Raw genomic sequence first — 22,377 nt, 5'->3', positions numbered from 1 at the left:
ACCGACGGCGAAAAGGAAAACCCAAAACTGTCAGGCAGCCCCGTCGAACAACGAAGTCACCGAGCCATCCTCGAACACCTGCTGAATCGCCTCCGCCAGCATCGGCGCGATCGACAGCACCGTCAGCCCCGGGAACCGCTTCTCGTCGGGGATCGGCAGGGAGTTCGTCACGATGACCTCGCGCGCCTTGCACTGCGAAAGCCGCTCGGTCGCGGGGTCCGACAAGATCCCGTGCGTCGTGGCGATGACGACGTCGGCGGCACCTTCCTCGATCAAAGCCTCCGTGGCCTTCACGATCGTGCCACCGGTGTCGATCATGTCGTCGATCAGCACGCAGAGCTTGCCCTGCACCTTGCCGACCACGCGGTTGGCCACGGCCTGGTTCGGCTTGTCCGGGTCGCGCGTCTTGTGGATGAACGCGATCGGCCGGTCGCCCAGCTGCTGCGCCCACTTCTCCGCCAGCCGCACGCGGCCCGAGTCGGGCGAAACGACCGTGATGTCGGCGTCGCCGTAAGTCGCCTTGATGTGGTCCGCGAGGACGGACTGCGCCATCAGGTGGTCGACCGGGCCGTCGAAGAAGCCCTGGATCTGGGCGGTGTGCAGGTCGACCGTCATGATCCGGTCGGCGCCCGCGGTCTTGAACAGGTCGGCGATGAGCCGGGCCGAGATCGGCTCGCGGCCCTTGTGCTTCTTGTCCTGCCGCGCGTACGGGTAGAACGGCATGACCACGGTGATCCGCTTGGCGGAGGCGCGCTTGAGCGCGTCCACCATGATCAGCTGCTCCATCACGTACTCGTTGATGGGCGTGGTGTGCGCCTGGATCACGAAGGCGTCCGTACCGCGCACCGACTCCTCGAACCGCACGAACAGCTCACCGTTGGCGAACGTGTGCGCGGTCTGCGGGGTGATGGTCACGTTGAGGTGCTTGGCGACCTCTTCCGCGAGCTCCTGGTGCGCCCGGCCGGAGAAGAGCATCAGATTCTTCTTCGGCGTACCTTGCTTCGGACTCATGCTGGCGACTCCCCGTCGTTTCCTGCTTCCGACACGGACACGGCGGTGTCCTCACTCGCGGCGAGCGCGGCTTCCGCCGCCTCCGCCGCGGGCGTGCCCGGCCTGCGCCGGACCGCCCAGCCCTCGACGTTGCGCTGGGGCCCCGCCGAGAGCGCAAGTGCACCAGGCGGCACGTCCTCCCGGATCACCGCACCCGCTCCACTGTAAGCGCCGTCACCGATCCGCACCGGCGCCACGAGTGTGTTGTCCGCACCGAGTCGCACGTGGGAGCCCACGACGGTCTGGTGCTTGTTCACGCCGTCGTAGTTCACGAAGACGCTGGAGCAGCCGATGTTGCTGTGGTCGCCGACGGTCGCGTCGCCCACGTAAGTGAGGTGCGGCACCTTCGTGCCGGTGCCGATCTGCGCGTTCTTCGTCTCCACGAACGCGCCCAGCTTGCCCTTCGCGCCCAGCTTGGTGCCGGGCCGCAGGTAGGTGTAGGGGCCGACGTTCACGCCGTCGCCCAGCTCGGACTGGTCGGCGTGTACGCGGACCACGGACGCGCCGGCCCCGACCGTCACCGAGGTCAGCGTCGTGTCCGGGCCGACCACGGAGCCTTCGCCGATCGACGTGGTGCCCTTGAGCTGCGTGTTCGGCTCCAGCAGCACATCGCGCGAGAGCGTTACGTCCGCTTCGATCCACGTGGTGTTCGGGTCGGTCACGGTCACGCCCTCGCGCTGCCAGCGGCGCACGATCCGGCGGTTGTACTCGGCGCCCAGCGTCGCCAGCTGCACGCGGTCGTTCACGCCCTCGGTGACCCACGGGTCGTCGACCACCAGCGCGCCGACGCCCTTGCCGTCGTGGTGGGCGATGCCCAGCACGTCGGTGAGGTACAGCTCGCCCTGCGCGTTGTCCGTCGACAGCCGCGAGAGACCGTCGGTGAGCACCGCGGCGTCGAACGCGTAGACGCCCGAGTTGATCTCCGTGATCTCGTGCTGCGCCGGCGTCGCGTCCTTGTGCTCGACGATCGACTGGACCACGCCCGCGTCGTCGCGCACGATCCGCCCGTAGCCGGCCGGATTCTCGACCACGGCGGTGAGCACGGTGACCGCGTTGCCCGAGCCGGTGTGCTCGGCCAGCAGCGCGGCGAGGGTCTCGGTGTCGAGCAGCGGCACGTCGCCGTAGCTCACGAGCACGGTGCCGGTGAGGCCGGCGGGCAGCTCGTGCAGCGCGCACGACACGGCGTGGCCGGTGCCTTTCTGCTCGGCCTGCACGGCCGTGGTGACCTCGCGGCCGAGCACTTCGCCGACGCGCGCCAGCTCGGCACCGACGGCTTCGCGGCCGTGGCCGATCACCACCACCAGGTGTTCGGGGTTCAGTCCGGCCGCGGCGCGGACGGCGTGTTCCACCAAGGGGCGCCCGGCGATCGGGTGCAGCACCTTCGGGGTGGACGAACGCATGCGGGTGCCCTCACCCGCGGCGAGGATCAGCGTGCTCAGCGGGCCGCTCAACGAGACTCCCAACAACGATTTACCGGCTCGTTCCGACGGGCAACGATCCTACGTGGGCTCCTCGGCGCCCCACGAGGGGTCGGCCGGGATGCTCTCCGCGGGCCAGCTCGCGCCGGCGTCGCCCGCCATCGAATTCGCGGAGGTGACCTGGTTGCCCCCACCGCGTTTTGCTTCGTACATCGCCGCGTCCGCGCGCGCGAGCACCTGCTCGGCCCGCTCCTGCGGCCGCAGCGACACCAGCCCGATGGACAGGGTGACGCCGTGCGAAAGGTGGTGCGGCAGCTCCGCCACCGACTTCACCGCGCGCCCCAGCGCCATCTTCGCGGCCGACGCGGGCGCGCCCGGCAGCAGGACGATGAACTCGTCCCCGCCGTAGCGCGCGACAACGTCGTCGCCGCGCAGGGCGTCACGCAGCGTGCTCGCGACGACGCGGAGCACGTTGTCTCCCTCGGCGTGCGACTGCTTGTCGTTGACGCCCTTGAACCCGTCGAGGTCCACGAGCCCGACGGCGAGCGGCTGCGCGTCGGCCGACGACGCCAGCGCGCGCAGGCGTTCGTCGAGCGCGCGGCGGTTGGGCAGGCCGGTGAGCGGGTCCTGCAGCGCTTGCTGCGTGATCGCACCGTGTTCGGCCGACAGCCGTTCGTGTTCGCGGCGCGCGTTGAGCGTGGCGATCTGCGACTCGCGCAGCGTCCACATCTCGGCCTCGAGTGTGGTCGCGTAGTCGATCAGCGACTTGCTGGCGCCCGACGCGTAGTCCGGCGTGGTGTCGAGCCGCGCGAGCTCGCGGGCGATGTTGAGGCGCATCGACGGCTGGGAGATGTCCTCGGACATCGCCTTGCGCGTCTCGCGCAGCACGTCGAGCGCTTCTTCGCGGCGCCCGGCTCGGTCGAGGCAACGCGCGAGCGCGATGGCGACGATCTCCTGCTCGTGCGGGAAGTGGTGGCCGTGGCGCATCTGGTTGAGGCGGTCGACGTGTTCCGCGGCCGGGTTGTGCAGCGCCAGCGCCGAAGCGAGCACGCCCACCTGGTCCACGGCCGAGACGCCGGCCTTGCGCGGGAACAGCGATTCGGCGAACGGACCCTCGGCCGCCACCGCCATCGACGCGGCGGTGCGGAACTTCTCCGCCGCCTCGTCGTACTGCTCGATGCGCTCCAGGCGCAGGCCCCAGCCCACCAGCATTTTCACGCGGTTCATCAGTTGCAGCGTGATCTCGTGGGGGCTCGCGCTCTCGCGGATCGCCTGGTGGGCGCGGCTGATGACCTCTTCGGCCGCCTCGTACACGCCCAGCTGGTTGAGCACGATCCAGCAGTCGATGAGCGCCATCGACTGCATGCGGTTCCAGTTGCGCACGCCGACCTGGCGGTCGGGGATCGTGGAGTCGTCGAGGATCGCGAGCGCGCGGGCGATCTCAGTGAGCGCGGCATCTTCCTGCGCGGCCAGCACCAGCCGGCGCCCGCGCAACGCGTGCGCGTCGGCGCGCAGCAGTGACAGGCCGTGGCGGCGGGTGTGGGCGAGCATCTCGTCGAGCCGCGGCTCCGCTTCGGCGGCCAGCCCGCGCGTGACCAGGCGGGCGAACGCCGACGCGCGCAGCAGCTGCGCGACCAGAGTCGGTTCGCCGCGGCGCAGGGTTTCCTCGAGCAGCCCGTCCATGATCTCGACGATCTCGAGCTGCTTGTCGTACTCCTGCCGCTGGACGGCGGCGATCAGCTCACGCGCGCGGCCGACCAGCCACGCGTCGGACATCTCGACGAGAGTCGGACGCCGGGCGGTTCCGGGGTCGATCGCTCCATCGCTCAGCCGCCCCACACCCCCATCGCTTCGCTGTCTCGCCTCGGGTTGGTCACACGCCTGCTCCGCCGCCAGGATTCGAACCTGAACTGTCAGAACCAAAATCTGAAGTGCTGCCGATTACACTACGGCGGATCGATCCTGGTCAGGATAGCGATGATCGGCGACAGTGGTGGCGGGAGGGTGAAGCGCCCGCCCCCGGGGTACTTCACGGGTTGAACCGCGCCGGACCGGAACAGACATTTCGGGCCTCCCCAGGGCTCGAAACCTCCTGTACCGTAACTTACGGCATCGTAGGTTAGGTCACCCTTCGCAGGGGCTCGTAGGAAGAAGTGAACTGTATGACGGCCACCCTCGACCGTTCCCAGCCCGCTGGAGAGCCGCCGGCCCCGAAGGGCCCCAAGCCGATCATCGAAGGTCAGCGCGGCATCGGCGTGCAGCTGTCCGTGTACTTCGGCGTGCTCGCGCCGCTGGTGGCCCTGCTGGTCGCCGTCCCGTTCGCGTGGGGCTGGGGACTGACCTGGGTCGACGTCGCGCTGTTCGTGGTGTTCTACGGCGTCAGCGGCCTGGGCATCACCGTCGCGTACCACCGGTACTTCACGCACGGGTCGTTCAAGGCCAAGCCGTGGCTGCGTGTGGTGATGGCCATCGCCGGCAGCATCGCCTTGCAGGGCCCGGTGATCACCTGGGTGGCCGACCACCGTCGTCACCACGCGTTCTCCGACCGCGACGGCGACCCGCACTCGCCGTGGATGTTCGGCACCTCGCCGGCCGCCATCGCCCGCGGTTTCTGGCACGCGCACATGGGCTGGCTGTTCGAGCGTGACACGAGCAACCAGGCCCGCTTCGCGCCCGACCTGGTGAAGGACTCGGCCATCCGGAAGGTCGACGACCTGTTCTGGCTCTGGGCGCTCCTGTCGCTGACGCTGCCGGCGCTGCTGGGCGGCCTCATCTCGTGGTCGTTCTGGGGTGCGCTCACCGCGTTCTTCTGGGCCGGCCTCGTGCGCATCTGCGTGCTGCACCACGTGACCTGGTCCGTGAACTCCATCTGCCACATGATCGGCGAACGCCCCTTCGCGGCGCGTGACCGCTCGGCCAACTTCTGGCCGCTGGCGATCTTCTCCTTCGGTGAGTCCTGGCACAACCTGCACCACGCCGACCCGACCTCGGCCCGCCACGGCGTGAAGCGCGGCCAGATCGACATGTCGGCCCGCCTGATCTGGATGTTCGAGAAGTTCGGCTGGGTGCACGACGTGCGCTGGCCGACTCCGCAGCGGCTGGCGAGGATCGCTTCCGAGGGCTGAGTCTTTCTGTTTTCTTAGCGGACCACCGGTTTTCGGTGGTCCGCTTTTATTTGAGGGCTGGTTCGACCGGGCCGGGTTTCACCGCTCCGGATCGCGTTGGGTGGCCAGCCGGGCGGCGCGCGCGTACCCGTGGACCAGCGGCCGGGTGTCGTCCTTGCGCCACGCCAGCGCGAGGCGGCTGGGGGACACGCCGCGCACCGGGAGGGCGACGACGTCGCCGCGGGTGAGCAGGGGTGCGTTGCCGGCGGCGATGAGGCAGACGCCGCGGCCGTCGACGAGGGCCTCGTAGGTTTCGTCCGCGCTGCTGATCTCGGCGCCGATCACGGGGGCGTGGCCGCCGCGGGCTTCCGGGGCGAGCCAGTAGTCGCGCAGCGGGCCGGCGTCGGCGGGCAGGGCGAGGAACGGTTCGTCGAGCAGGTCGGTGAAGTCCACTGTGGACTGCCCGGCGAGCGGGTGGGCGGCGGACATCGCGACCAGACGAGGTTCCTCGGCGACCACGACCCAGCTGTAGCGTTCGGCGCCCGGCACCGGGAGCCACACGAACGCGACGTCGGTCGAGCCGTCGGCGAGCCCCGCCGTGGAGTCGTGCCAGCCGACCTGGCGGAGCGTGAGCCGGGCGTTCGGGTGCTCGTCGGTGAACCTCGACCGGATCGCGGGCAGCATGCCGCCGCGGCCGGGGCTCGTGCTCATGCCGACGACGAGCGTGCCGCGTTGCTCGGCCTTCGCCTGCGTGACGGCGTCGTGCGCCGCGTCCCACTCCGCGAGCACCCGGCGGGCGTGCGGCAGCAAGGCCTCGCCCACCGGCGTCAACCGGACCTCGCGGCGGTCGCGATCGAACAATGGCGCCCCGAGCTGGCGTTCGAGCATGCGGATCTGCTTGCTCAGTGCGGGCTGGGAGACGTAGAGCCGCTCGGCCGCGCGCGTGAAGTGGAGCTCCTCGGCGGCCGTGACGAAGTACCGCAGATCGCGGCCGTGCACGTCCATATCCAATGGTTATCACAGCAGGTCTTGGACCCGCGAGCGAATTTCGCCCAGAGTCGGTGGAAGCGAAAGGGGCTCAGGACATGAACAAGGTTTGGCTGATCACCGGCGCGAACAGCGGCTTCGGCCGCGCGCTTACCGAGGCCGCGGTGGCGGCCGGCGACGTGGTGGTCGCGGCGGCGCGGCGCACCGAAACGCTGGCCGACGTCGTCGCCGCGCACCCGGACCAGGTGGAGGCGGTGGCGCTCGACGTCACGGACCTCGCGGCGGTCGACGCCATTGTCTCGTCGGTGATCGCTCGGCACGGCCGGCTCGACGTGCTGGTGAACAACGCCGGCCGCAGCCACGTCGGCGCGTTCGAGGAGACCACCGACGAGGAGCTGCGGTCGCTGTTCGACGTGCACGTCTTCGGCCCCGCGGCCCTCGTGCGCGCCGCGCTGCCGCACATGCGCGAGCGGCGTTCCGGCGCGATCGTGCAGCTGAGCAGCATGGGCGGGCAGCTGTCGTTCGCGGGTTTCTCGGCCTACAGCGGCACGAAGTTCGCGTTGGAGGGGCTGTCGGAGGGGCTCGCCGACGAGGTGGGCCGCCTGGGGATCAAGGTGCTGATCGTGGAGCCGGGCGCATTCCGCACCGGTCTGTGGGGCAGCACGAGCCGCAGCGGCGAGATCGACGACTACGCCGATTCGGTCGGCCCCACGCGCCGCCTCGTCGTCGACGCCGACGGCACGCAGGCCGGCGACCCCGCCAAGGCCGCCGCCGCCATCCTCACCGCGCTCGACGCCCCGGACACCCCGCTGCGCTTGGCCCTCGGCGCGGACGCCGTCGACGCCATCGGCGGCCACCTCGACCAGGTGCGCGCCGATCTGACGGCCTGGGAGGGCCACGCACGCAACACCGCGTTCGCCTGAGCGCGCCGCGTCTTCGCCGGCGGCTCGTGTCGTGCCCGGACCATGCGGATCACGCACACCCGGGTTGACTGATCTTCGCTTCCGGCATGGCTTCGCGTGGTCCTACCGTTCGGGAAAGTGCTTGAGCAGAAAGGCTTTCCCGTGCGCGCAGCCACCCTGACCGCTTTCGGTTCCCCGCTCGTCGTCGGCGAGGTGCCCGATCCGCCGGACGGCGAAGTGCTCGTCGAGGTCCTCGCGACGATCGTGCCCCCGTACGCCGCCGAAGTGTTCAGCGGTGAACGGCGGTATCCGCTCGAACCGCCCGTGGTGCCCGGCATCGGGGGGATCGGGCGGGTGCGACGCGTCGGGACGGACGCGACCAAACTGACTCCGGGTGACCTCGTGTGGTGCGATTCGACCGTTCGCGCCCGCGACGATGCCCTCACCCCCGACATCACGCTGCAGGGCTGGAGCTCCCGCGGAGAGGGCGGCGCGCGCCTGTCGCGGTACTTCCACGACGGCGCGTTCGCCGAGCTCATGCGCGTGCCCACTGAAAACGTCCATCCGCTGCCCGCCGACGTGGATCCCGTGCGGTGGGCGGCGCTGGGCGTGCACGTGATCCCGTATGGCGGCCTGCTCGCGGGCGGGCTCGCGGCCGGAGAGACGGTGCTGGTCAGCGGCGCGACCGGCAATCTGGGCAGCTGCGCGGTGGCCGTGGCCCTGGCGATGGGTGCCGGCCGCGTCGTGGCGCCGGGCCGCAACCGGGCGGTGCTCGACCTGCTGGCCGACCGGTTCGGCACGCGCGTGCGGCCGGTCGAGCTCTGCGGCGACGCCGACACGGACCGTGCCGCGATGGGCGCGAACGGTCCCGTCGACCTCGTGCTCGACCTGCTCCCGCCGCGGGCCCCGGCGTCCGTCGCCCGCGCCGCCGCGATAACCGTGCGCGAACACGGCCGCGTGGTGCTGATGGGCGGTGTCGGCATGCTCGGTGGCGCGGATCTGTCCCTGCCGTACCCGTGGCTGATGCGGAACTCGGTGACGGTGCGGGGCCAATGGATGTACCCGCGCGCGGCCAACGTCGGGATCATCCGCCTTGTCGCGTCGGGTGCGCTCGACCTGGCACCGGAGCGGGTGACGCGGTTCGGATTGGCCGAGGTCGACAAGGCTGTCGCGCACTCCGCCGCTTCGGGCGGCGCCTTCTCACGAACGGTGCTCACTCCGATGGCGTGACACGCTGCGGCTACCCTGCTGCGCATGGCGGGGAGACGAAGGGCGAAGCGCGAAGCAGCGGTCACCGGTGCGCGACCGGCGGCGCCGGTGACGCGCGTCCGCATGACGGGCAGCGAGCGCCGGCAACAGCTGCTCCTCGTCGCGCGCGCGTTGTTCGCGGAGAAGGGCTTCGACGGCACCTCGGTGGAAGAGATCGCCTCCCGCGCGAACGTCTCGAAACCCGTCGTCTACGAACACTTCGGCGGCAAGGAAGGCATCTACGCGGTCGTCGTGGACCGCGAAACGCAGCTCCTGCTCGACCGCATGGTCAACACCCTCCACGGCGGCCACCCGCGCGTCATGCTCGAACAAGCGGCGATCGCCCTGCTCAGCTACGTCGAGGACTCCCACGACGGCTTCCGCATCCTCGTCCGCGACTCCCCGGTGGCCAGCTCCACGGGCACCTTCTCCACCGTGCTGAACGACATCGCGGGCCAGGTCGAACACATCCTCGCCCAGCAATTCGCGGCGCGCGGGTACGAGGAGAAACTGTCGGCGCTGTACGCGCAGGCTTTGGTGGGGATGGTGGCGTTGACGGGCCAGTGGTGGCTGGACGCGCGCAAGCCGAAGCGGGATGAGGTGGCGGCGCATCTGGTGAACTTGGCTTGGAACGGGTTGTCGCATTTGGAGCACAAGCCGAGGTTGCTGGGCTGAGCTGGGGACTTGTCCGAACGGCGCCGGTGCTTGACGATCATCCGATGAAGACTTTCCGGGAAGCCGTCGAGACCAAAGACCTCGACGCCGCCATCGCGTTGTTCGCCGAGGACGCCGTGTTCCGCAGTCCCGCCGTGCACCGGCCCTACCAGGGGCGCGAGCAGGTCGCGGCGATCCTGCGCGCGGCGTTCGCGGTGTTCGAGGACTTCGGCTACCAGCGGGAACTGAAAGACGACCACGGCCACGCCCTCGTCTTCACCGCGCGCGTCGGCGACCGTGAAGTGGAGGGCTGCGACTTCTTGCGCACCAACGGAGCCGGCGAGATCGACGAGCTCGTCGTCATGGTGCGCCCGCTGTCGGGGCTCAACGCGCTGGCCGCGGCGATGCAGAAGCAGCTCGGCGACAGCTAGAGCACGCCGCGCGCGTGCAGGTCGTCGAAGATGAGCTGTACCACCGCGGACACCCGGGGACGGTCCTCGAAACCCAGCCAATCGAAGGCGGCGATCTCGCTCGAAGCCGCCAAGGTGCCGGAAAACGTGCCGGTGTAACAGGTCATCCGCACCACCGTGCCCGCCGAGCGCCCGTCCGCCTGCGCCTCCCACACGCCGGCGGGCGCGAGCGACGACGGGTCCAGCGCGACCGTCAGCTCCTCCGCGATCTCCCGCACCAGCGCCTCGGCGTCCGACTCGCCCGGCTCGCGCTTGCCGCCCGGCAGGTACCACGTGTCCTTGCCCGAAGACACCGCCGCGAGCACGCGGCCGTCCACCACGTGCAGCCACGCGAGTTTGTCGATCATCCCAGCGCCGCTAGGGTTTCGGTCGTGGTGAGCACCGTGCCGAGCCGCGGGAAGATCTTCGTGGTGGACGATTCGTGTGACACGTCCGAAAGGCCCGTCATCGCGTCGGACACGGCGATCACGGCGTACCCGTGGTCCGCGGCGGCGCGTAGCGTCGACTCCACGCCGAACTCCGTCGCGATGCCGCCGAACACGACGGTGCGCACGCCCGCGTCGCGCAGGTGCGCGTGGAGATCGGTGTTGTAGAAGCCGCCGATCGTGGCCTTGACCACGAGCTTTTCGCCGTTGCGCGGCTTCAGCTCCGGGATCACGTCGCTGCCCGGCGCGCCCTCGGAGCCCGGGCGCATCGCCTGGATGATCACGATCTGCGCGCCGGCTTCGGAAAACGCGTCGCGCAGGCGCACGGCGTTGGCGGCGGCCTCGGGCCCGGCGAACGGCGTCGTCGGCATCGCGACGATGCGCTCCTGGAAGTCGACGAGCACGAGCGCCGTCGACGCGGGGTCGATCTCAGTCATACGGCAGATCCTAGGCCGATCCCGGTACGGTCTGTGTTCGTCCACTGGGGAAAGGATGTTCGTGATGAACCGGGAAGTAGTGGTCACCGGCGGTGGCACGGGAATCGGCTACGCCATCGCGGCGGCGTTCGCGCGCGCCGGCGACCGCGTGACGATCACCGGCCGCCGCGAGAGCGTGCTCGCCGAGGCCGCGGCGCTGCTCGGTGCGAAGGCGGTCGCGTTCGACGCCGGCGATCACGAGGCCGTCGAGGCGGCCTTGCCGGCCTTGCCGGAACGCGTTGAGGTATTGGTGAACAACGCCGGCGGTAACACCGATTTCCTCCGCGACGACAACATCGACCTCGCCACCCTGAACACCGCCTGGACGGCCAATTTCCGCGCCAATGTCTTCACCGCCGCGTTGGTCACGGCGGGTTTGCGCGACCGTATCGCCGACAACGGCCGAATCATCACCATCGGGTCCATCTCCGCACACACTGGCGCCGGTTCGTACGGCTGGGCCAAGGCCGCCGTCGAGGCGTGGAACTCGGATGTCGCCAGGGTTCTGGGGCCGCGGCGAATCACCGCGAACGTGGTCGCGCCCGGCCTGATCGTGGACACGGAATTCTTCCACGGCAAGCTCACCGACGAACGCCGCGGCCGGCTGGTCGCCACCACGATGAACAAACGAGAGGGCCGTCCGGAAGACATCGCGGAAGTCGTGGAGTTCCTCGCCGGTCCCGGCGCGGGCCACGTGACGGGTCAGGTCGTCCACGTCAACGGCGGCGCCTACCAGGGCTCTTAAGTGCCCGGGGTGACGCGGAGCAATTTGTCATCCGATCCGTTCGAGGTGGTCACGTAAAGCGCACCGTCCGGCGACGAACGGACGGCGCGCAACCGCCCGAACCGGTCGTCGAATTCCGGCGGCAGCGTCACCGAAGTGACATTCGCCGCGGCATCCAGGTGCAGTAGCAACAGTTTCTGCCCCTTCAACGCCACCACGGCCAACGCGCCTTCATTGGCACCCCACTGAGGTCCGGTCAGGAACGCGTCACCGGAGGTCGCCTCGGTGATCTCCCCGGAAGTCCAGAGTGGACGGACCGCGTCGGGGAACCGCGTGAGGTCCGTCATCGGCACGCTCTCGTCGTACGAAGAATCCGTCCCGCCCTTCGACGGATCCCATCCGTAGTTGGCGCCGCGCCGGATCAAGTTCACCTCGTCGTCGAACGTCGGCCCGTGCTCGGAAGTCAGCACCTGCCCGGTCCCGGGCCGGATCGCGACGCCCTGGATGTTGCGGTGCCCGTAGGTGTAAATCCGCCGCTCACGCGGATCCGTCGAAGCATAGAAAGGGTTGTCCGGCAACGCTTCCCCGGTCTTCGCGTTGATCCGCAGCACTTTCCCGCCCAGGCTGTGCCGGTCCTGCGCGATCGTCGACCGCGCCGTGTCCCCGGTCCCGACGAGCAGCGCGCCGTCCGGAGCCAGCGTCGGCCGGCAGCCGGAATGCCGGCCGCTGGGGTTCACCGGCAGTCCCGTCAGCAGGTCCCGCACCTTCGACGCACTGGCCCCATCGGGCGCGAGCCGCCACGTGACCAGCCGGACGTCGACTGCCCGGCCGCCCTCCTGATGCGTCTGGCACGTCGTGAACTCCCGCGACGAAGCGAAATCCGCCGCGAGCACCATCCCCATCAGCCCGCCCTCACCCTGCACGAGGACGTCGGAGAAATCGGCGCGCACCTCAGTGGTCCGCCCACCCCGGATCAACGCCAGCTTGCCCGGCCGCTGCGGCACCAGCAGTGAACCGTCCGGCAGGAACCCGACGTCCCACCCGTGCTCGAGCCCGCCCGCCACCTCCTCGACGCGAAACCCGGTGGCGGACGCCGCCGAAGGCGCGCTCGTCAACGGCGGCGGCGCACTCGCCGCCCCCGAACAGGCGGCAGTAAGCACCGCGACTGACGCGAGCAGCACGACTCCGGGCAGGCGCATACCGCCCAGCATGCCCGACAAATGCGACGTTCGCGTCTCAATCGCCGGGCCGGACCAGCCCCGACTCGTACGCGAACACCACCGCGTGCACCCGGTCGCGCAGGCCCAGCTTGGCGAGGACGCGCCCGACGTGGGTCTTCACCGTCGTCTCGCCGATGAACAGCTTGCCCGCGATCTCGCCGTTCGACAGCCCGCGCGCGATCAGTCCGAGCACGTCCTTCTCCCGCTCGGTGAGCGAATCCAGCTCCGCCGACTCGACGGGCCGCCCGGCCAGGTAGCGGTCGAGCAGCCGCCGCGTGACCGACGGCGACACCATCGCGTCGCCGCGCAGCACGCCGCGGATGGCCACCAGCATCTCGTCCGACGGCGCGTCCTTCACCAGGAACCCGCTCGCGCCGGCGCGCAGGGCCGAGTAGGCGTATTCGTCGAGGTCGAACGTCGTGATCACCAGCACCCGCACGTCCGGCAGAGCGGCGCAGATGCGCTCGGTCGCGGCGACGCCGTCGAGCACCGGCATGCGCACGTCCATCAGCACCAGGTCAGGTCGTCGTTCGCGGGCGATCCGCACGGCCTCCTCGCCGTCGCCCGCCTCCGCGACGACGTCGAGGTCCGGCTGGCTGTCCACGATCATCCGCAACCCGACGCGCACCAGCTCCTGGTCGTCGCAGATCAGCACGGACGTCATCGCGCCGCGCCTGTCCGCAGCGTCGCGAGCACGCGGAACCCGCCGTCGGGCAGCGGGCCCGTCTCGAGCTTGCCGCGGTAGAGCTCCACGCGCTGCGCCATCCCGGCCAGCCCGCGCCCCGACGACGGCAGCCCGGCCGCCACGGGCTCGCGGCCCCCGGTGTTCGTCACCTCGACCAGCACTTCGGTGCGCGTGAACTCCACGCGCACCCGGGCGGACGCGTCGACGGGAGCGTGTTTGAGCATGTTGGTCAGCGCCTCCTGGACGATCCGGTACGCCTGCAGCGCGGCGCCCGTGGGCAGGTCGGTGGCATCACCGGTCACCTCGAGCTCGACGTCGCGCCCGGACTGTTCCACGAGAGTGCGCAGCTCGTCGAGTGTCGGCTGCGGCGTGCGCGCGGGCTCGCCGGCGTGCATCACCTCGAGCAGCCGCCGCAGCTCCGCGAGCGCCCCGCGCCCGGTGCGGCTGATGGTGTCGAGCGTGCGGTCCACGGCGTCCGGGTCCTGGTGCCGCGCGAGCTTCGCGCCCTCCGCGTTGAGCACGATCACGCTCATGCTGTGGGCGAGCACGTCGTGCAGCTCGCGCGCGATGCGCGTGCGCTCTTCCGCGTCGGCCGCGCGTGCCTGCGCCTGCCGCTCCGACACCGCGAGGTCAGCGCGCAGCCGTTCTTCGTCGGTCAGCTGCTCCTTCGCGCGGAAGAACTCGCCGAGCGCCCACGCCGCGATATGCAGCGGCAGCACCCCGACGATCGTCAACGTGGGGTACTGCGTGGCGACGCCCCACGTGGCCCCCCACATCCAGTCGAGGCCCAGCACGGCCGCCGCGATGACCGCCGCGAACCGGCGGTCACCCTTCTTGACCAGCGTGAACAGCACCACCGCCATCGCCAGCTCACTGCGTCCGCGGTCGAACGCCCACACCTCGTTCGTGTAGACGGCCACCACCCCGGCGATGATCAGCACCGCCGTCGTCCGCGGCCACCGCCGTCGCACGAGCAACGGCAGCAGGAACGCCAGCGGCACCAGGCGCAGGGACCAGTCGCCGGCCGCGATGTTCGGCCCGAGCAGCACGAAGACGGCGTATAGCGGCAGGTCCAGCGTCCAGCGCTGCCTGCGTACCCACATCACCAGTGCTCGCACGTCTCCGAACGTAACGCTCGTCGGCCGCTCGCCGCGTCCTTCCGCGGTATGCCTCGCCTCCTCCGATGGGACGACCCACGCGGCCCGATCGGCCGATCCGCGGCCACACCCGGCGTCCCTAGTTTCGGGAACATGTCGATCACCACGGAGTTCTTCCGGCACCCCATGCTGACGGGTGCTGTCGCGGCGAGTTCGGGGTTCTTGGCCACGGCCATGACCCGAGGCCTGGGTCTCGAGGGCGCGTCTTCGGTCGTCGAGCTGGGGCCGGGGACGGGGGTGTTCACGTCGGCGGTGCTGGCGTTGCTGCCGGCGTCTGCGTCCTTCACGGCTGTGGAGATCAATCCCCGGCTGGCCTCTTCGCTGCGTTCGCGGTTCCCCTCGGTCTCGGTGGTGTCCGGCACGGCTTCCTCGGTGGGTTCCCTGGGGCTGGCCCCACCGGACGTCGTGATCTCCGGCCTGCCCTGGACCGCCATGCCGTCTTCGCGACAGCAGGAGATTTTGGACTCGACCTGCTCGATCCTGTCCCCGCGCGGCTGCTTCACGACGTTCGCCTACGCGCACACCGCCTGGACACCGCCGGCCCGCCGCTTCGCCCGCCTGCTGCGCAGCCGCTTCTTCGTGGTCGAGCGGACTCCAGTGGTGTGGCGGAACTTGCCGCCGGCGTACGTGTATCGGGCCGCTTTGCCGGTTTCCGCTGGGGTTTCCCGTGAACGCTCTGCTGCACCCGCTTCTTGACGCACCCGCGGTGGTCGTCTACGTCGTGTGTGCCTTGGTGATCACGGCGGAAACGGCTCTGCTGCCGGGAATCGTGCTGCCGACACTGTCCACTTTGCTGCTGATGGGTTTCCTGGTGCAGCGGGGGACTTTGTCCTGGTGGATGGCATTGGTGGTGTGCGTTTGTGCCGCTGTTCTCGGCGACCAGGTCGCGTACTGGGAGGGGCGGATGTTGGGCCCGCGGCTGCGCTCTTCGCGGCTGGGGCGCCGGGTTGGCGCGGCGCGCTGGGACCGGGCTGAGTCGGTGATCGTGCGGTTCGGCGTGCCGGCGGTGGTTTTGGGCCGGTGTTTGGCGGGGGTGCGGACGTTGGTGCCCCGCGTCGCCGGGTCGGCTGGGCTGCCTTATCGGCGGTTTGTGGTGGGGAGTGTTTGTGCCGCGGTCATGTGGGCGGGGGTGGAGTTGCTGGCGGGGCAGTTGGCGGGGTGGGTTGCGCCGTAAGCAAAGCCGCCGTTTTCGCGTCCGCCGGCAGGAACGTCTCCAGGCTCAGCTCCGCGATCGTCACGTCGACGGCCGTCGTGAGGCGGGTGATGGCGGTGATCAGGTGGAGGTCGCCCAGGGAGGTGGACAGCTGCAGGGGGACCGCGAAGCCGAGGTGGTCCGGCGAAGGCGGCGAAGGCGCGGGTAGGTACGACGTCAGCTCCGCCAGCAACTCGGCCTGACTCGGATCCGGCAGACCCTGGCGGGGGCGTTCGAGCACGTGTTGCGCCCAGTCGGCGAAGTTGTGGATGCGCGGGGCCATGCCGTCGGGGTGGAGGGCGAGGCGCAGGACGTTCACGGGTGGCGCCAGCAGGTCCGGCGAGACGCCCTCCGTCAGGAGAGTAAAGGCGTCGTTCGCGGAGACCAGGGTGCCGTAGCGGTCGATGATCAGCGCCGGGTACGGGCGGTGGCCGTCGAGCAGGGCCGTCAAGGAATCGAGGACGGGGGCCAGCCGGGGGTCGTCCAGTGGCGTCTCGGCGTAGCGCGGGGCGAAGCCGGCCGCCAGGAGCAGGGCGTTGCGTTCGCGCAGGGGCAGGCCGAGGGCTTCGGCCACGCGGACGACCATGCCGCGGCCGGGAGCCGAACGGCCACGTTCCAGGAAGCTCACGTGCCGCTGCGTGGTGCCGGCGGCCAGGGCCAGGTCGAGCTGGCTGAGGCGGCGGCGGGTGCGGGCGTCGCGCAGCGCGGTGGCGAAGGCCGGGTCCATGGGGCCAGGCAAGCAGAACCCGCGCCATTCCTTCAAGGGAATTGCCGCCGGACGCGCGGCGGAACAATCTCGACCGCATGCACTACGGACTTCTCCTGCCCGCCGGGCAGGCCCAGCTTCCCGTCACCGCCGTCGTCGAGCTCGCGCGCGAGGCCGAGCGCCTCGGCTTCGACTCCGTCTGGGCGGGCGACTCGCTCGTCCGCGCGCGGGCCGAGCCGCTCACCTTGCTGACCGCTGTCGCGCAGGCCACCGAGCGCGTGACGGTGGGGACCGCCGCGCTGTTGCCCGCGTTCCGTCAGCCCGTGCAAGCGGCCCTGACGATCTCGACCCTCGACCAGCTCTCCGGCGGCCGCCTCGTGCTCGGCCTCGGCGCGGGGTTCCCCGGCTTCAGCGAGCCGGAGTTCGACCTGGTCGGTGTGCGGTTCAAGACGCGCTTCTCCCACCTCGACGACGTCGCCCGCCTCTGGCGCGACCTTTGGACCGGCACGCCCCGCTCGTTCCACGGCAAGGTCCTCCACCACGACTGGCTCCCCGACGTCCCCGCGCCCTCCCGCCCCGGCGGCCCCCCGCTGTGGCTCGCCGGCGCGACGCCGTCCGCCCTCCGCCGCACGGCCGACCTCTACGACGGCTGGCTGCCCTACCCGCCCGACCCCGCCGACTACGCCCGCGGCCTCACCACCATCCGCTCCCTCTCCGACCGCCCCATCACCCCGGCGCTCTTCGCGACGGCCTTCATCGCCGACGACCCCGCCCGCGGCCGCCAGTCGCTGGACACCTACTGCCAAGCCACGTACGGCCGCCCGCTGTCCGTGATCGGCACCATCCAGACGATGCTCACGGGCCCGGTCGAGACCGTCGCGGCCGGCTTGCGCGAGTACGAACTCGCTGGTGCAGACCACATTCTGATCCGCATCGCCGCCCTGGACGCCGATGTAGTGGCCGACCAGCTGCACCTGCTGTCCGGACTCTTGCCGACCAATTTTCCGCAACACTGAACCCCCGAGCGCCTTCCATCCGTGTCGTGAATGGATCCCCACCCGGGGGATCCGTTGACACGAAAGGAAAGCCATGAAGATCACCGGAGACCCCGACTGGAACCGCGACACCACCCGTAACATCAACCGCCGCGCCGTCACCGCAGGCTAAGCCGCACCCTCTCCTCGGGGTTCGCCGCGCGGCGGCCGGCCACCCCAGCCGGCCTTGACTATCCGCCCCTCCGCGACGAACCCCCTGCGGCGCAACGCTTTTCACGCGGGCCTGTGACGCCCTGCCGAACCCGTTGCGCCGCGGCTGTCCCCTCGTTGCCCGGTGGTTGTCCGCGGTTGTCCACAACTGCGCTCGGCTGTGGACAAGGTCCCGCAGGCCGCCGGTTTTGTCGGTGTGCGCCGGTAGAATGGATCCAGGGTGGCCTTTGGGAGGGTGGGCTCTGCGTCGTGGGGGTTGTAGGGGTTCTGGGGCAGATACCGAGCGGCACACGAAAGGCGCCCGACGAGTGCGGGCTAGTACGCAACACCCCGCCCCGAAAGTGTGATCCTCGGAATCAGCCAACGTCGCGACGCTGCATCAAGCAGTAAGCAGCGCGGCGCCTTTGCCGGGACCGGTCCCGAGTGCCGGACGTACGGTGCGACGCATGCAGCGGCTCACGGTGGCTCTCGTGCTGGTGTTGATGGGTGTCGTCGCCTGCGGCGTGCCCGATCGGCAGACGAGCCCAACAGCGTCATCGGCGACAAAGCCGACCGCAAACCCGACCCCAAAGCCGACCGCACCACCGACCACCCCCTCGACCGCCGCGGCGAAGCCGACGATCGCCGGCCTGGCCGATCATCCCTGCCAGGCTCTGGCTCACGAAGACGCCGTCCGGTTGAACGTGGTCATCGACGGCGCGGAAGTCCCCGACCCGAGCGGCAATGCCTGCCAGTGGGGTGCACCAGGCGCACTGGTCACCTTGACCGCCTACCCGACAACCGACAAGACCCGGGACCCGGGCGTCCAGCAGCTCACCGTCAGCACGATCGCGGGGCACCGCGCGCTGCTGGGCCAGATCACGCACGGCCCGGACACCGGCTACATGATCTTCGTCATGACCGGCCCGGGCCAGTCGATCCGACTCTCCGCGGTCGGCTTCGGTCCCGGCGCACCGGGACCCGACCCGCTCACGGTCGGCAAGAACTTCGCCGCGGCGATCATCCACCGGCTGAGCTGACGAGAAGGCCTCCATCGCGCTGGGCACGGCGGCCAAGGCCTCAACGTCGGCCTCGGCGACGCCACCAACCTCGGCTGGAAACTCGCCCTCGTCGCTAGGTCGCCCCCGGACTGTCGGTGCCCCGACGTAGTCTGGAAGACGTGACCGACGCTCCACTGTCCGGACTCCTCCAAGCCATCCTCCCCGACCCCGCCCTGCGCGGGGTCGTCGAACGCGCCGGCGCCCCGCTGCTCGAGCTGCAGGGCGCCGTGACCGCACGTCAGCTGGTCGCCGCCGCGCTCGCCGAAGACGAATCCAGAGGCGGCGCGGGCCGCCACGTGCTGGCCGTGACCGCCACCGGCCGGGAGGCCGACGAGCTCACCGCCGCCCTCGAAGCCCTGCTCGGGCGCGAGAAGGTCGTCGACTTCCCCTCGTGGGAGACGCTGCCCCACGAGCGCCTCTCGCCGCGCGCCGACACCGTCGGGCGCCGCCTCGAGGTGCTGCACCGCCTGCACACGGGCGACGACGAGCTCAAGGTCGTCGTCTCCACCGTCCGCAGCCTGATCCAGCCCATGGCCCCCGGCCTCGGCTCGCTCGACCCCGTCGACCTGGTCGTCGGCGAGGAGCAGAGCTTCGAAGGCCTGCTGGAGCGCCTGGTCGAGCTCGCCTACACCCGCGTGGACATGGTCGAGAAGCGCGGCGAGTTCGCCGTGCGCGGCGGCATCCTCGACCTGTTCGGGCCCACCGCGCAGCACCCCGTGCGCGTGGAGTTCTGGGGCGACGAGGTCAGCGAGATCCGCGCGTTCGCGGTTTCCGACCAGCGCTCCCTGCCGGGCGAGATCCAGCACGTCACCGCGCCGCCGTGCCGCGAGTTGCTGCTCACCGCCGACGTCAAGGCCAAGGCCGCCGAGCTCGCCGTCACGTATGAGGCAGACGCGCAGCTGGCCGAGATGCTCACGAAGCTCGCCGACGGCATCCCCGTCGAAGGCATGGAAGCCCTCATTCCGGTGCTGTGCGCCGGCGAGCTCACCCTGCTCACCGACGCCCTGCCGCGCGGCAGTCACGTGCTGCTCGCCGACCCGGAGAAGATCCGCGCCCGCGCCCACGATCTCGTGCGCACCGGCCAGGAGTTCCTCGAAGCCTCGTGGACCACGGCCGCGGCGGGCGGGCAGGCACCCATCGACCTCGGCGCTTCGGCCTACCGCGATCTGGCCGAGATCGCCGAGCACGCGCAGGACACCAAGCGCGCCTGGTGGACGATCACCCAGCTGAGCAGCGAAGACCCCGACGTCTACCGAGTCGGCGTCGAGGCCGCGCCCGCCTACCGCGGCGAGTTCGACCGCGCGATGACCGACCTGCGCGCCCACGTGGCCGCCGGCGGCACCGGCGTGCTCGTGGTCGCGGGCCACGGCACGGCCAGCCGCGCCGTCGAGCAGCTCACCGCGGCCGAGGTCCCGGCCGCGCTGGCCGGCGAAGGCATCACCGAGGCCCCGCGAGCCGGCGTCGTCACCGTCACCTGCGGAGCCCTTGTCGACGGCTTCGTCTCACCCGAGCGCGCCCTCGTGGTGCTCTCGGAAGCCGACCTCACGGGCCGCGGCGCCAACGCCGGAACGTCCACAAAGGACCTCAACGCCAAGATGCCGTCGCGGCGGCGCAACGCCGTCGACCCGCTGGCCCTGAAGGCCGGCGACTACGTGGTGCACAACCAGCACGGCATCGGCCGCTTCGTCGAGATGGTGCAGCGCACCGTCGCCGGCGCCACGCGCGAGTACCTGCTGCTGGAGTACGCGAGCTCCAAGCGTGGCCACCCGGGCGACCGCCTGTTCGTGCCGACCGACCAGCTCGACGAGGTCTCCCGCTACGTCGGCGGCGAGCTGCCCACGCTCAACAAGCTCGGCGGCTCCGACTGGAAGAACACCAAGGCGCGCGCCAAAAAGGCCGTCAAGGAGATCGCGGCCGAGCTCGTGCAGCTCTACGCCGCCCGCCAGGCCGCGCCCGGCCACCCCTTCGGCCCCGACACGCCGTGGCAGGGCGAGCTCGAAGACGCGTTCCCGTTCACCGAGACCAACGACCAGCTCGCCGCCATCGACGAGGTCAAGGCCGACATGGAACGCGGCGTCCCCATGGACCGCGTGATCTGCGGCGACGTCGGCTACGGCAAAACCGAGATCGCCGTGCGCGCCGCGTTCAAGGCGGTGCAGGACGGCAAGCAGGTCGCCGTGCTCGTGCCGACCACGCTGCTTGCACAGCAGCACCTGAACACCTTCACCGAGCGCATGCAGTCGTTCCCGGTCACCATCAAGGGCCTTTCGCGGTTCACGCACAAGGCCGAGTCCGACCAGGTCCTGGAGCAGCTCGCCGAGGGTGAGGTCGACATCGTCATCGGCACGCACCGCCTGCTGCAGACCGGCATCCGGTACAAGGATCTCGGCCTCGTGATCGTCGACGAGGAGCAGCGCTTCGGCGTGGAGCACAAGGAACACATCAAGGCCCTGCGCACCCACGTGGACGTGCTCACGATGTCGGCCACCCCCATCCCGCGCACGCTGGAGATGTCGCTCGCCGGCATCCGCGAGATGTCCACCATCCTCACCCCGCCGGAAGACCGGCACCCGATCCTGACGTATGTCGGCGGCTACGACGACAAGCAGGTCGGCGCCGCCGTCCGCCGCGAGCTCCTGCGCGACGGCCAGGTCTTCTACGTCCACAACCGCGTCTCCTCCATCGAGAAGGCCGCCAAACGCATCCGCGAGATGGTGCCCGAAGCGCGCGTCGTGACCGCCCACGGCCAGATGAACGAGGACAAGCTCGAAAAGATCATCCAGGGCTTCTGGGAAAACGAGTACGACGTGCTCGTCTGCACCACGATCGTCGAAACCGGCCTGGACATCTCCAACGCCAACACCCTCATCGTCGAACGCGGCGACCTACTGGGATTGGCCCAGCTCCACCAGCTGCGCGGACGCGTCGGCCGCGGCCGCGAACGCGGCTACGCCTACTTCCTGTACCCGCCGGAAGCGCCGTTGACGGAGACCGCGCACGACAGGCTCGCGACCATCGCGCAGAACACCGAGCTCGGCGCGGGCATGGCCGTCGCGATGAAGGACTTGGAGATCCGCGGCGCGGGCAACATCCTCGGCGCCGAACAGTCCGGCCACATCGCGGGCGTCGGCTTCGACCTGTACGTGCGCCTGGTCGGCGAAGCTGTCGAAGCCTTCCGCCGCCACGCCGGCGCCGAGCCCAGCGAAGAGGAGGAACTCGCCGAAGTCCGCGTCGACCTCCCCATCGACGCCCACATCCCCCACGACTACGTCGAAGGCGAACGGTTGCGGTTGGAGGCCTACCGCAAAATCGCGGCCGCGCCCGACACCGCGGGCCTCGACGCCGTGCGCGAAGAACTCATCGACCGTTACGGCCTGCCGCCCGCCCCCGTCAACCGTCTGCTTGCGGTGGCTGCCTTCCGCCACACCTGCCGCGCGGCGGGCGTCACGGAGGTTGCCGTGCAGGGCAACACCATCCGCTTCGCGCCATTACCACTCGCCGATTCGCAAATGGTGCGGCTGAAACGCTTGTACCCCAAGGCGCTGTACAAGGCGGTGACCAACACCGTCTCCGTGCCCAAACCCACCGAAGGCCCGGCCGGCGGCCGCATGGGCGCGCCGACACTGCGCGATGTCGAACTGCTCGAGTGGTGCACGAAGCTCCTGGCGCAGCTCACGAAAACCCCCGCGCCCGTGTGACGCTGTGCCGGGCTCG

Annotated in this window: 21 protein-coding genes, 1 tRNA gene and 1 pseudogene; 12 read left to right on the top strand and 11 right to left on the bottom strand. The window is 70.4% G+C overall.

All coding sequences use genetic code 11. The features are described 5' to 3' along the window. Positions 1-30: 30 nt before the first annotated feature. The 4 genes from K1T34_RS11805 to K1T34_RS11790 all read right to left on the bottom strand — a co-directional run bounded on the left by K1T34_RS11805 (position 31) and on the right by K1T34_RS11790 (position 4,424). Positions 31-1,011 (bottom strand): ribose-phosphate diphosphokinase, encoded by a 981-nt coding sequence (locus tag K1T34_RS11805; RefSeq protein WP_220244310.1) that lies wholly within the window; start codon positions 1,009-1,011, stop codon positions 31-33. Beyond that, a complete protein-coding gene (gene glmU / locus K1T34_RS11800) occupies positions 1,008-2,501 on the bottom strand; it encodes a bifunctional UDP-N-acetylglucosamine diphosphorylase/glucosamine-1-phosphate N-acetyltransferase GlmU (RefSeq protein WP_220244309.1) in 1,494 nt (497 codons plus the stop codon). Before glmU ends, K1T34_RS11805 begins: the two co-directional genes overlap by 4 nt. A gap of 48 nt (positions 2,502-2,549) precedes the next feature. Beyond that, a complete protein-coding gene (locus K1T34_RS11795) occupies positions 2,550-4,244 on the bottom strand; it encodes a diguanylate cyclase (RefSeq protein WP_220244308.1) in 1,695 nt (564 codons plus the stop codon). 108 nt (positions 4,245-4,352) lie between these two features. After that, positions 4,353-4,424 (bottom strand) — tRNA-Gln (locus tag K1T34_RS11790). A 206-nt stretch (positions 4,425-4,630) separates the two neighbouring features. On the opposite strand from K1T34_RS11790, the gene K1T34_RS11785 reads away from it, so the two are divergent. Further along, complete coding sequence (locus tag K1T34_RS11785; RefSeq protein ID WP_220244307.1) at positions 4,631-5,593, top strand: acyl-CoA desaturase; 963 nt, start codon at positions 4,631-4,633, stop codon at positions 5,591-5,593. Positions 5,594-5,671: 78 nt separating this feature from the next. Here the strand turns inward: K1T34_RS11785 and K1T34_RS11780 are convergent, their stop codons facing one another. Continuing rightward, entirely contained in the window at positions 5,672-6,577 is a 906-nt protein-coding gene (locus K1T34_RS11780; RefSeq protein WP_220244306.1) for a LysR family transcriptional regulator, read from the bottom strand. Between the two features lie 80 nt (positions 6,578-6,657). Here K1T34_RS11780 and K1T34_RS11775 point away from each other — a divergent pair, with 80 nt between their 5' ends. From K1T34_RS11775 to K1T34_RS11760, 4 genes are all read left to right on the top strand, one after another. Beyond that, positions 6,658-7,482: an oxidoreductase gene (locus tag K1T34_RS11775; RefSeq protein ID WP_220244305.1), complete on the top strand. Its 825-nt coding sequence runs from the start codon at positions 6,658-6,660 to the stop codon at positions 7,480-7,482. A 141-nt stretch (positions 7,483-7,623) separates the two neighbouring features. Beyond that, positions 7,624-8,691 carry a zinc-binding alcohol dehydrogenase family protein gene (locus K1T34_RS11770; RefSeq protein WP_220247131.1) on the top strand — a complete coding sequence of 356 codons (1,068 nt, stop codon included), beginning with the start codon at positions 7,624-7,626 and terminating at the stop codon, positions 8,689-8,691. Positions 8,692-8,793: 102 nt separating this feature from the next. Continuing rightward, entirely contained in the window at positions 8,794-9,384 is a 591-nt protein-coding gene (locus K1T34_RS11765; protein ID WP_220247130.1) for a TetR/AcrR family transcriptional regulator, read from the top strand. 44 nt (positions 9,385-9,428) lie between these two features. Beyond that, complete coding sequence (locus K1T34_RS11760; RefSeq protein ID WP_220244304.1) at positions 9,429-9,794, top strand: nuclear transport factor 2 family protein; 366 nt, start codon at positions 9,429-9,431, stop codon at positions 9,792-9,794. On the opposite strand, the gene K1T34_RS11755 is transcribed toward K1T34_RS11760, so the two are convergent. Next, positions 9,791-10,180, bottom strand: coding sequence for an NUDIX domain-containing protein (locus tag K1T34_RS11755; RefSeq protein ID WP_220244303.1), 390 nt, complete (start codon positions 10,178-10,180; stop codon positions 9,791-9,793). The genes K1T34_RS11760 and K1T34_RS11755 overlap by 4 nt on opposite strands. Then, the gene (locus K1T34_RS11750; protein ID WP_220244302.1) at positions 10,177-10,695 is read right to left on the bottom strand and encodes an isochorismatase family protein; all 519 of its coding nucleotides are present in this window, start codon (positions 10,693-10,695) and stop codon (positions 10,177-10,179) included. Before K1T34_RS11750 ends, K1T34_RS11755 begins: the two co-directional genes overlap by 4 nt. 64 nt (positions 10,696-10,759) lie before the next feature. Between K1T34_RS11750 and K1T34_RS11745 the strand changes: the two genes are divergently transcribed. Next, the gene (locus tag K1T34_RS11745) at positions 10,760-11,479 is read left to right on the top strand and encodes an SDR family oxidoreductase (protein ID WP_220244301.1); all 720 of its coding nucleotides are present in this window, start codon (positions 10,760-10,762) and stop codon (positions 11,477-11,479) included. Here K1T34_RS11745 and K1T34_RS11740 read toward each other — a convergent pair. The 3 genes from K1T34_RS11740 to K1T34_RS11730 are packed head-to-tail and all read right to left on the bottom strand — an operon-like array spanning position 11,476 to position 14,466. Next, the gene (locus tag K1T34_RS11740) at positions 11,476-12,657 is read right to left on the bottom strand and encodes a sorbosone dehydrogenase family protein (RefSeq protein ID WP_220244300.1); all 1,182 of its coding nucleotides are present in this window, start codon (positions 12,655-12,657) and stop codon (positions 11,476-11,478) included. The genes K1T34_RS11745 and K1T34_RS11740 overlap by 4 nt on opposite strands. A gap of 37 nt (positions 12,658-12,694) precedes the next feature. Then, on the bottom strand, positions 12,695-13,342 hold the full coding sequence (locus K1T34_RS11735) for a response regulator transcription factor (protein WP_220244299.1): 648 nt from the start codon (positions 13,340-13,342) through the stop codon (positions 12,695-12,697). Next, a complete protein-coding gene (locus K1T34_RS11730; protein ID WP_220247129.1) occupies positions 13,339-14,466 on the bottom strand; it encodes a sensor histidine kinase in 1,128 nt (375 codons plus the stop codon). Before K1T34_RS11730 ends, K1T34_RS11735 begins: the two co-directional genes overlap by 4 nt. A gap of 147 nt (positions 14,467-14,613) precedes the next feature. On the opposite strand from K1T34_RS11730, the gene K1T34_RS11725 reads away from it, so the two are divergent. Next, positions 14,614-15,216 carry a class I SAM-dependent methyltransferase gene (locus K1T34_RS11725; RefSeq protein WP_220244298.1) on the top strand — a complete coding sequence of 201 codons (603 nt, stop codon included), beginning with the start codon at positions 14,614-14,616 and terminating at the stop codon, positions 15,214-15,216. Beyond that, the gene (locus K1T34_RS11720) at positions 15,188-15,694 is read left to right on the top strand and encodes a DedA family protein (RefSeq protein ID WP_220244297.1); all 507 of its coding nucleotides are present in this window, start codon (positions 15,188-15,190) and stop codon (positions 15,692-15,694) included. The genes K1T34_RS11725 and K1T34_RS11720 overlap by 29 nt, the downstream gene beginning before the upstream one ends. Here K1T34_RS11720 and K1T34_RS11715 read toward each other — a convergent pair. Then, a complete protein-coding gene (locus tag K1T34_RS11715; RefSeq protein ID WP_220244296.1) occupies positions 15,636-16,439 on the bottom strand; it encodes a helix-turn-helix transcriptional regulator in 804 nt (267 codons plus the stop codon). The two genes, K1T34_RS11720 and K1T34_RS11715, sit on opposite strands and share 59 nt — an antisense overlap. Positions 16,440-16,516: 77 nt before the next feature. On the opposite strand from K1T34_RS11715, the gene K1T34_RS11710 reads away from it, so the two are divergent. From K1T34_RS11710 to mfd, 4 genes and pseudogenes are all read left to right on the top strand, one after another. Continuing rightward, entirely contained in the window at positions 16,517-17,434 is a 918-nt protein-coding gene (locus tag K1T34_RS11710; RefSeq protein ID WP_220244295.1) for an LLM class flavin-dependent oxidoreductase, read from the top strand. Between the two features lie 635 nt (positions 17,435-18,069). Further along, the gene (locus tag K1T34_RS11705; protein ID WP_220244294.1) at positions 18,070-18,642 is read left to right on the top strand and encodes a DUF3558 family protein; all 573 of its coding nucleotides are present in this window, start codon (positions 18,070-18,072) and stop codon (positions 18,640-18,642) included. 33 nt (positions 18,643-18,675) lie between these two features. Beyond that, positions 18,676-18,786 (top strand): annotated as a pseudogene (locus K1T34_RS54670) (FAD-dependent monooxygenase); the annotation flags it as partial. An 11-nt stretch (positions 18,787-18,797) separates the two neighbouring features. Then, complete coding sequence (gene mfd, locus K1T34_RS11695) at positions 18,798-22,361, top strand: transcription-repair coupling factor (RefSeq protein ID WP_220247128.1); 3,564 nt, start codon at positions 18,798-18,800, stop codon at positions 22,359-22,361. Positions 22,362-22,377: the final 16 nt, after the last annotated feature.

It is taken from the genome of Amycolatopsis sp. DSM 110486 (assembly GCF_019468465.1).
GTDB lineage: Bacteria > Actinomycetota > Actinomycetes > Mycobacteriales > Pseudonocardiaceae > Amycolatopsis.
Note: the sequence above shows the minus strand (reverse complement) of the source record. Positions and strands in the feature narration are given on the sequence as shown.

Excerpts from the sequence above, each read along its gene's own strand:
- K1T34_RS11750 (WP_220244302.1), bottom strand. The coding sequence starts at position 10,695 with ATGACTGAGATCGACCCCGCGTCGACGGCGCTCGTGCTCGTCGACTTC.
- K1T34_RS11765 (WP_220247130.1), top strand. The coding sequence starts at position 8,794 with ATGACGGGCAGCGAGCGCCGGCAACAGCTGCTCCTCGTCGCGCGCGCG.
- K1T34_RS11760 (WP_220244304.1), top strand. The coding sequence starts at position 9,429 with ATGAAGACTTTCCGGGAAGCCGTCGAGACCAAAGACCTCGACGCCGCC.
- K1T34_RS11780 (WP_220244306.1), bottom strand. The coding sequence starts at position 6,577 with ATGGACGTGCACGGCCGCGATCTGCGGTACTTCGTCACGGCCGCCGAG.
- K1T34_RS11725 (WP_220244298.1), top strand. The coding sequence starts at position 14,614 with ATGTCGATCACCACGGAGTTCTTCCGGCACCCCATGCTGACGGGTGCT.
- K1T34_RS11715 (WP_220244296.1), bottom strand. The coding sequence starts at position 16,439 with ATGGACCCGGCCTTCGCCACCGCGCTGCGCGACGCCCGCACCCGCCGC.
- K1T34_RS11805 (WP_220244310.1), bottom strand. The coding sequence starts at position 1,011 with ATGAGTCCGAAGCAAGGTACGCCGAAGAAGAATCTGATGCTCTTCTCC.
- K1T34_RS11775 (WP_220244305.1), top strand. The coding sequence starts at position 6,658 with ATGAACAAGGTTTGGCTGATCACCGGCGCGAACAGCGGCTTCGGCCGC.
- K1T34_RS11745 (WP_220244301.1), top strand. The coding sequence starts at position 10,760 with ATGAACCGGGAAGTAGTGGTCACCGGCGGTGGCACGGGAATCGGCTAC.
- K1T34_RS11755 (WP_220244303.1), bottom strand. The coding sequence starts at position 10,180 with ATGATCGACAAACTCGCGTGGCTGCACGTGGTGGACGGCCGCGTGCTC.
- K1T34_RS11735 (WP_220244299.1), bottom strand. The coding sequence starts at position 13,342 with ATGACGTCCGTGCTGATCTGCGACGACCAGGAGCTGGTGCGCGTCGGG.
- K1T34_RS11740 (WP_220244300.1), bottom strand. The coding sequence starts at position 12,657 with ATGCGCCTGCCCGGAGTCGTGCTGCTCGCGTCAGTCGCGGTGCTTACT.
- K1T34_RS11705 (WP_220244294.1), top strand. The coding sequence starts at position 18,070 with ATGCAGCGGCTCACGGTGGCTCTCGTGCTGGTGTTGATGGGTGTCGTC.
- K1T34_RS11795 (WP_220244308.1), bottom strand. The coding sequence starts at position 4,244 with ATGTCCGACGCGTGGCTGGTCGGCCGCGCGCGTGAGCTGATCGCCGCC.
- K1T34_RS11730 (WP_220247129.1), bottom strand. The coding sequence starts at position 14,466 with ATGTGGGTACGCAGGCAGCGCTGGACGCTGGACCTGCCGCTATACGCC.
- K1T34_RS11710 (WP_220244295.1), top strand. The coding sequence starts at position 16,517 with ATGCACTACGGACTTCTCCTGCCCGCCGGGCAGGCCCAGCTTCCCGTC.
- K1T34_RS11785 (WP_220244307.1), top strand. The coding sequence starts at position 4,631 with ATGACGGCCACCCTCGACCGTTCCCAGCCCGCTGGAGAGCCGCCGGCC.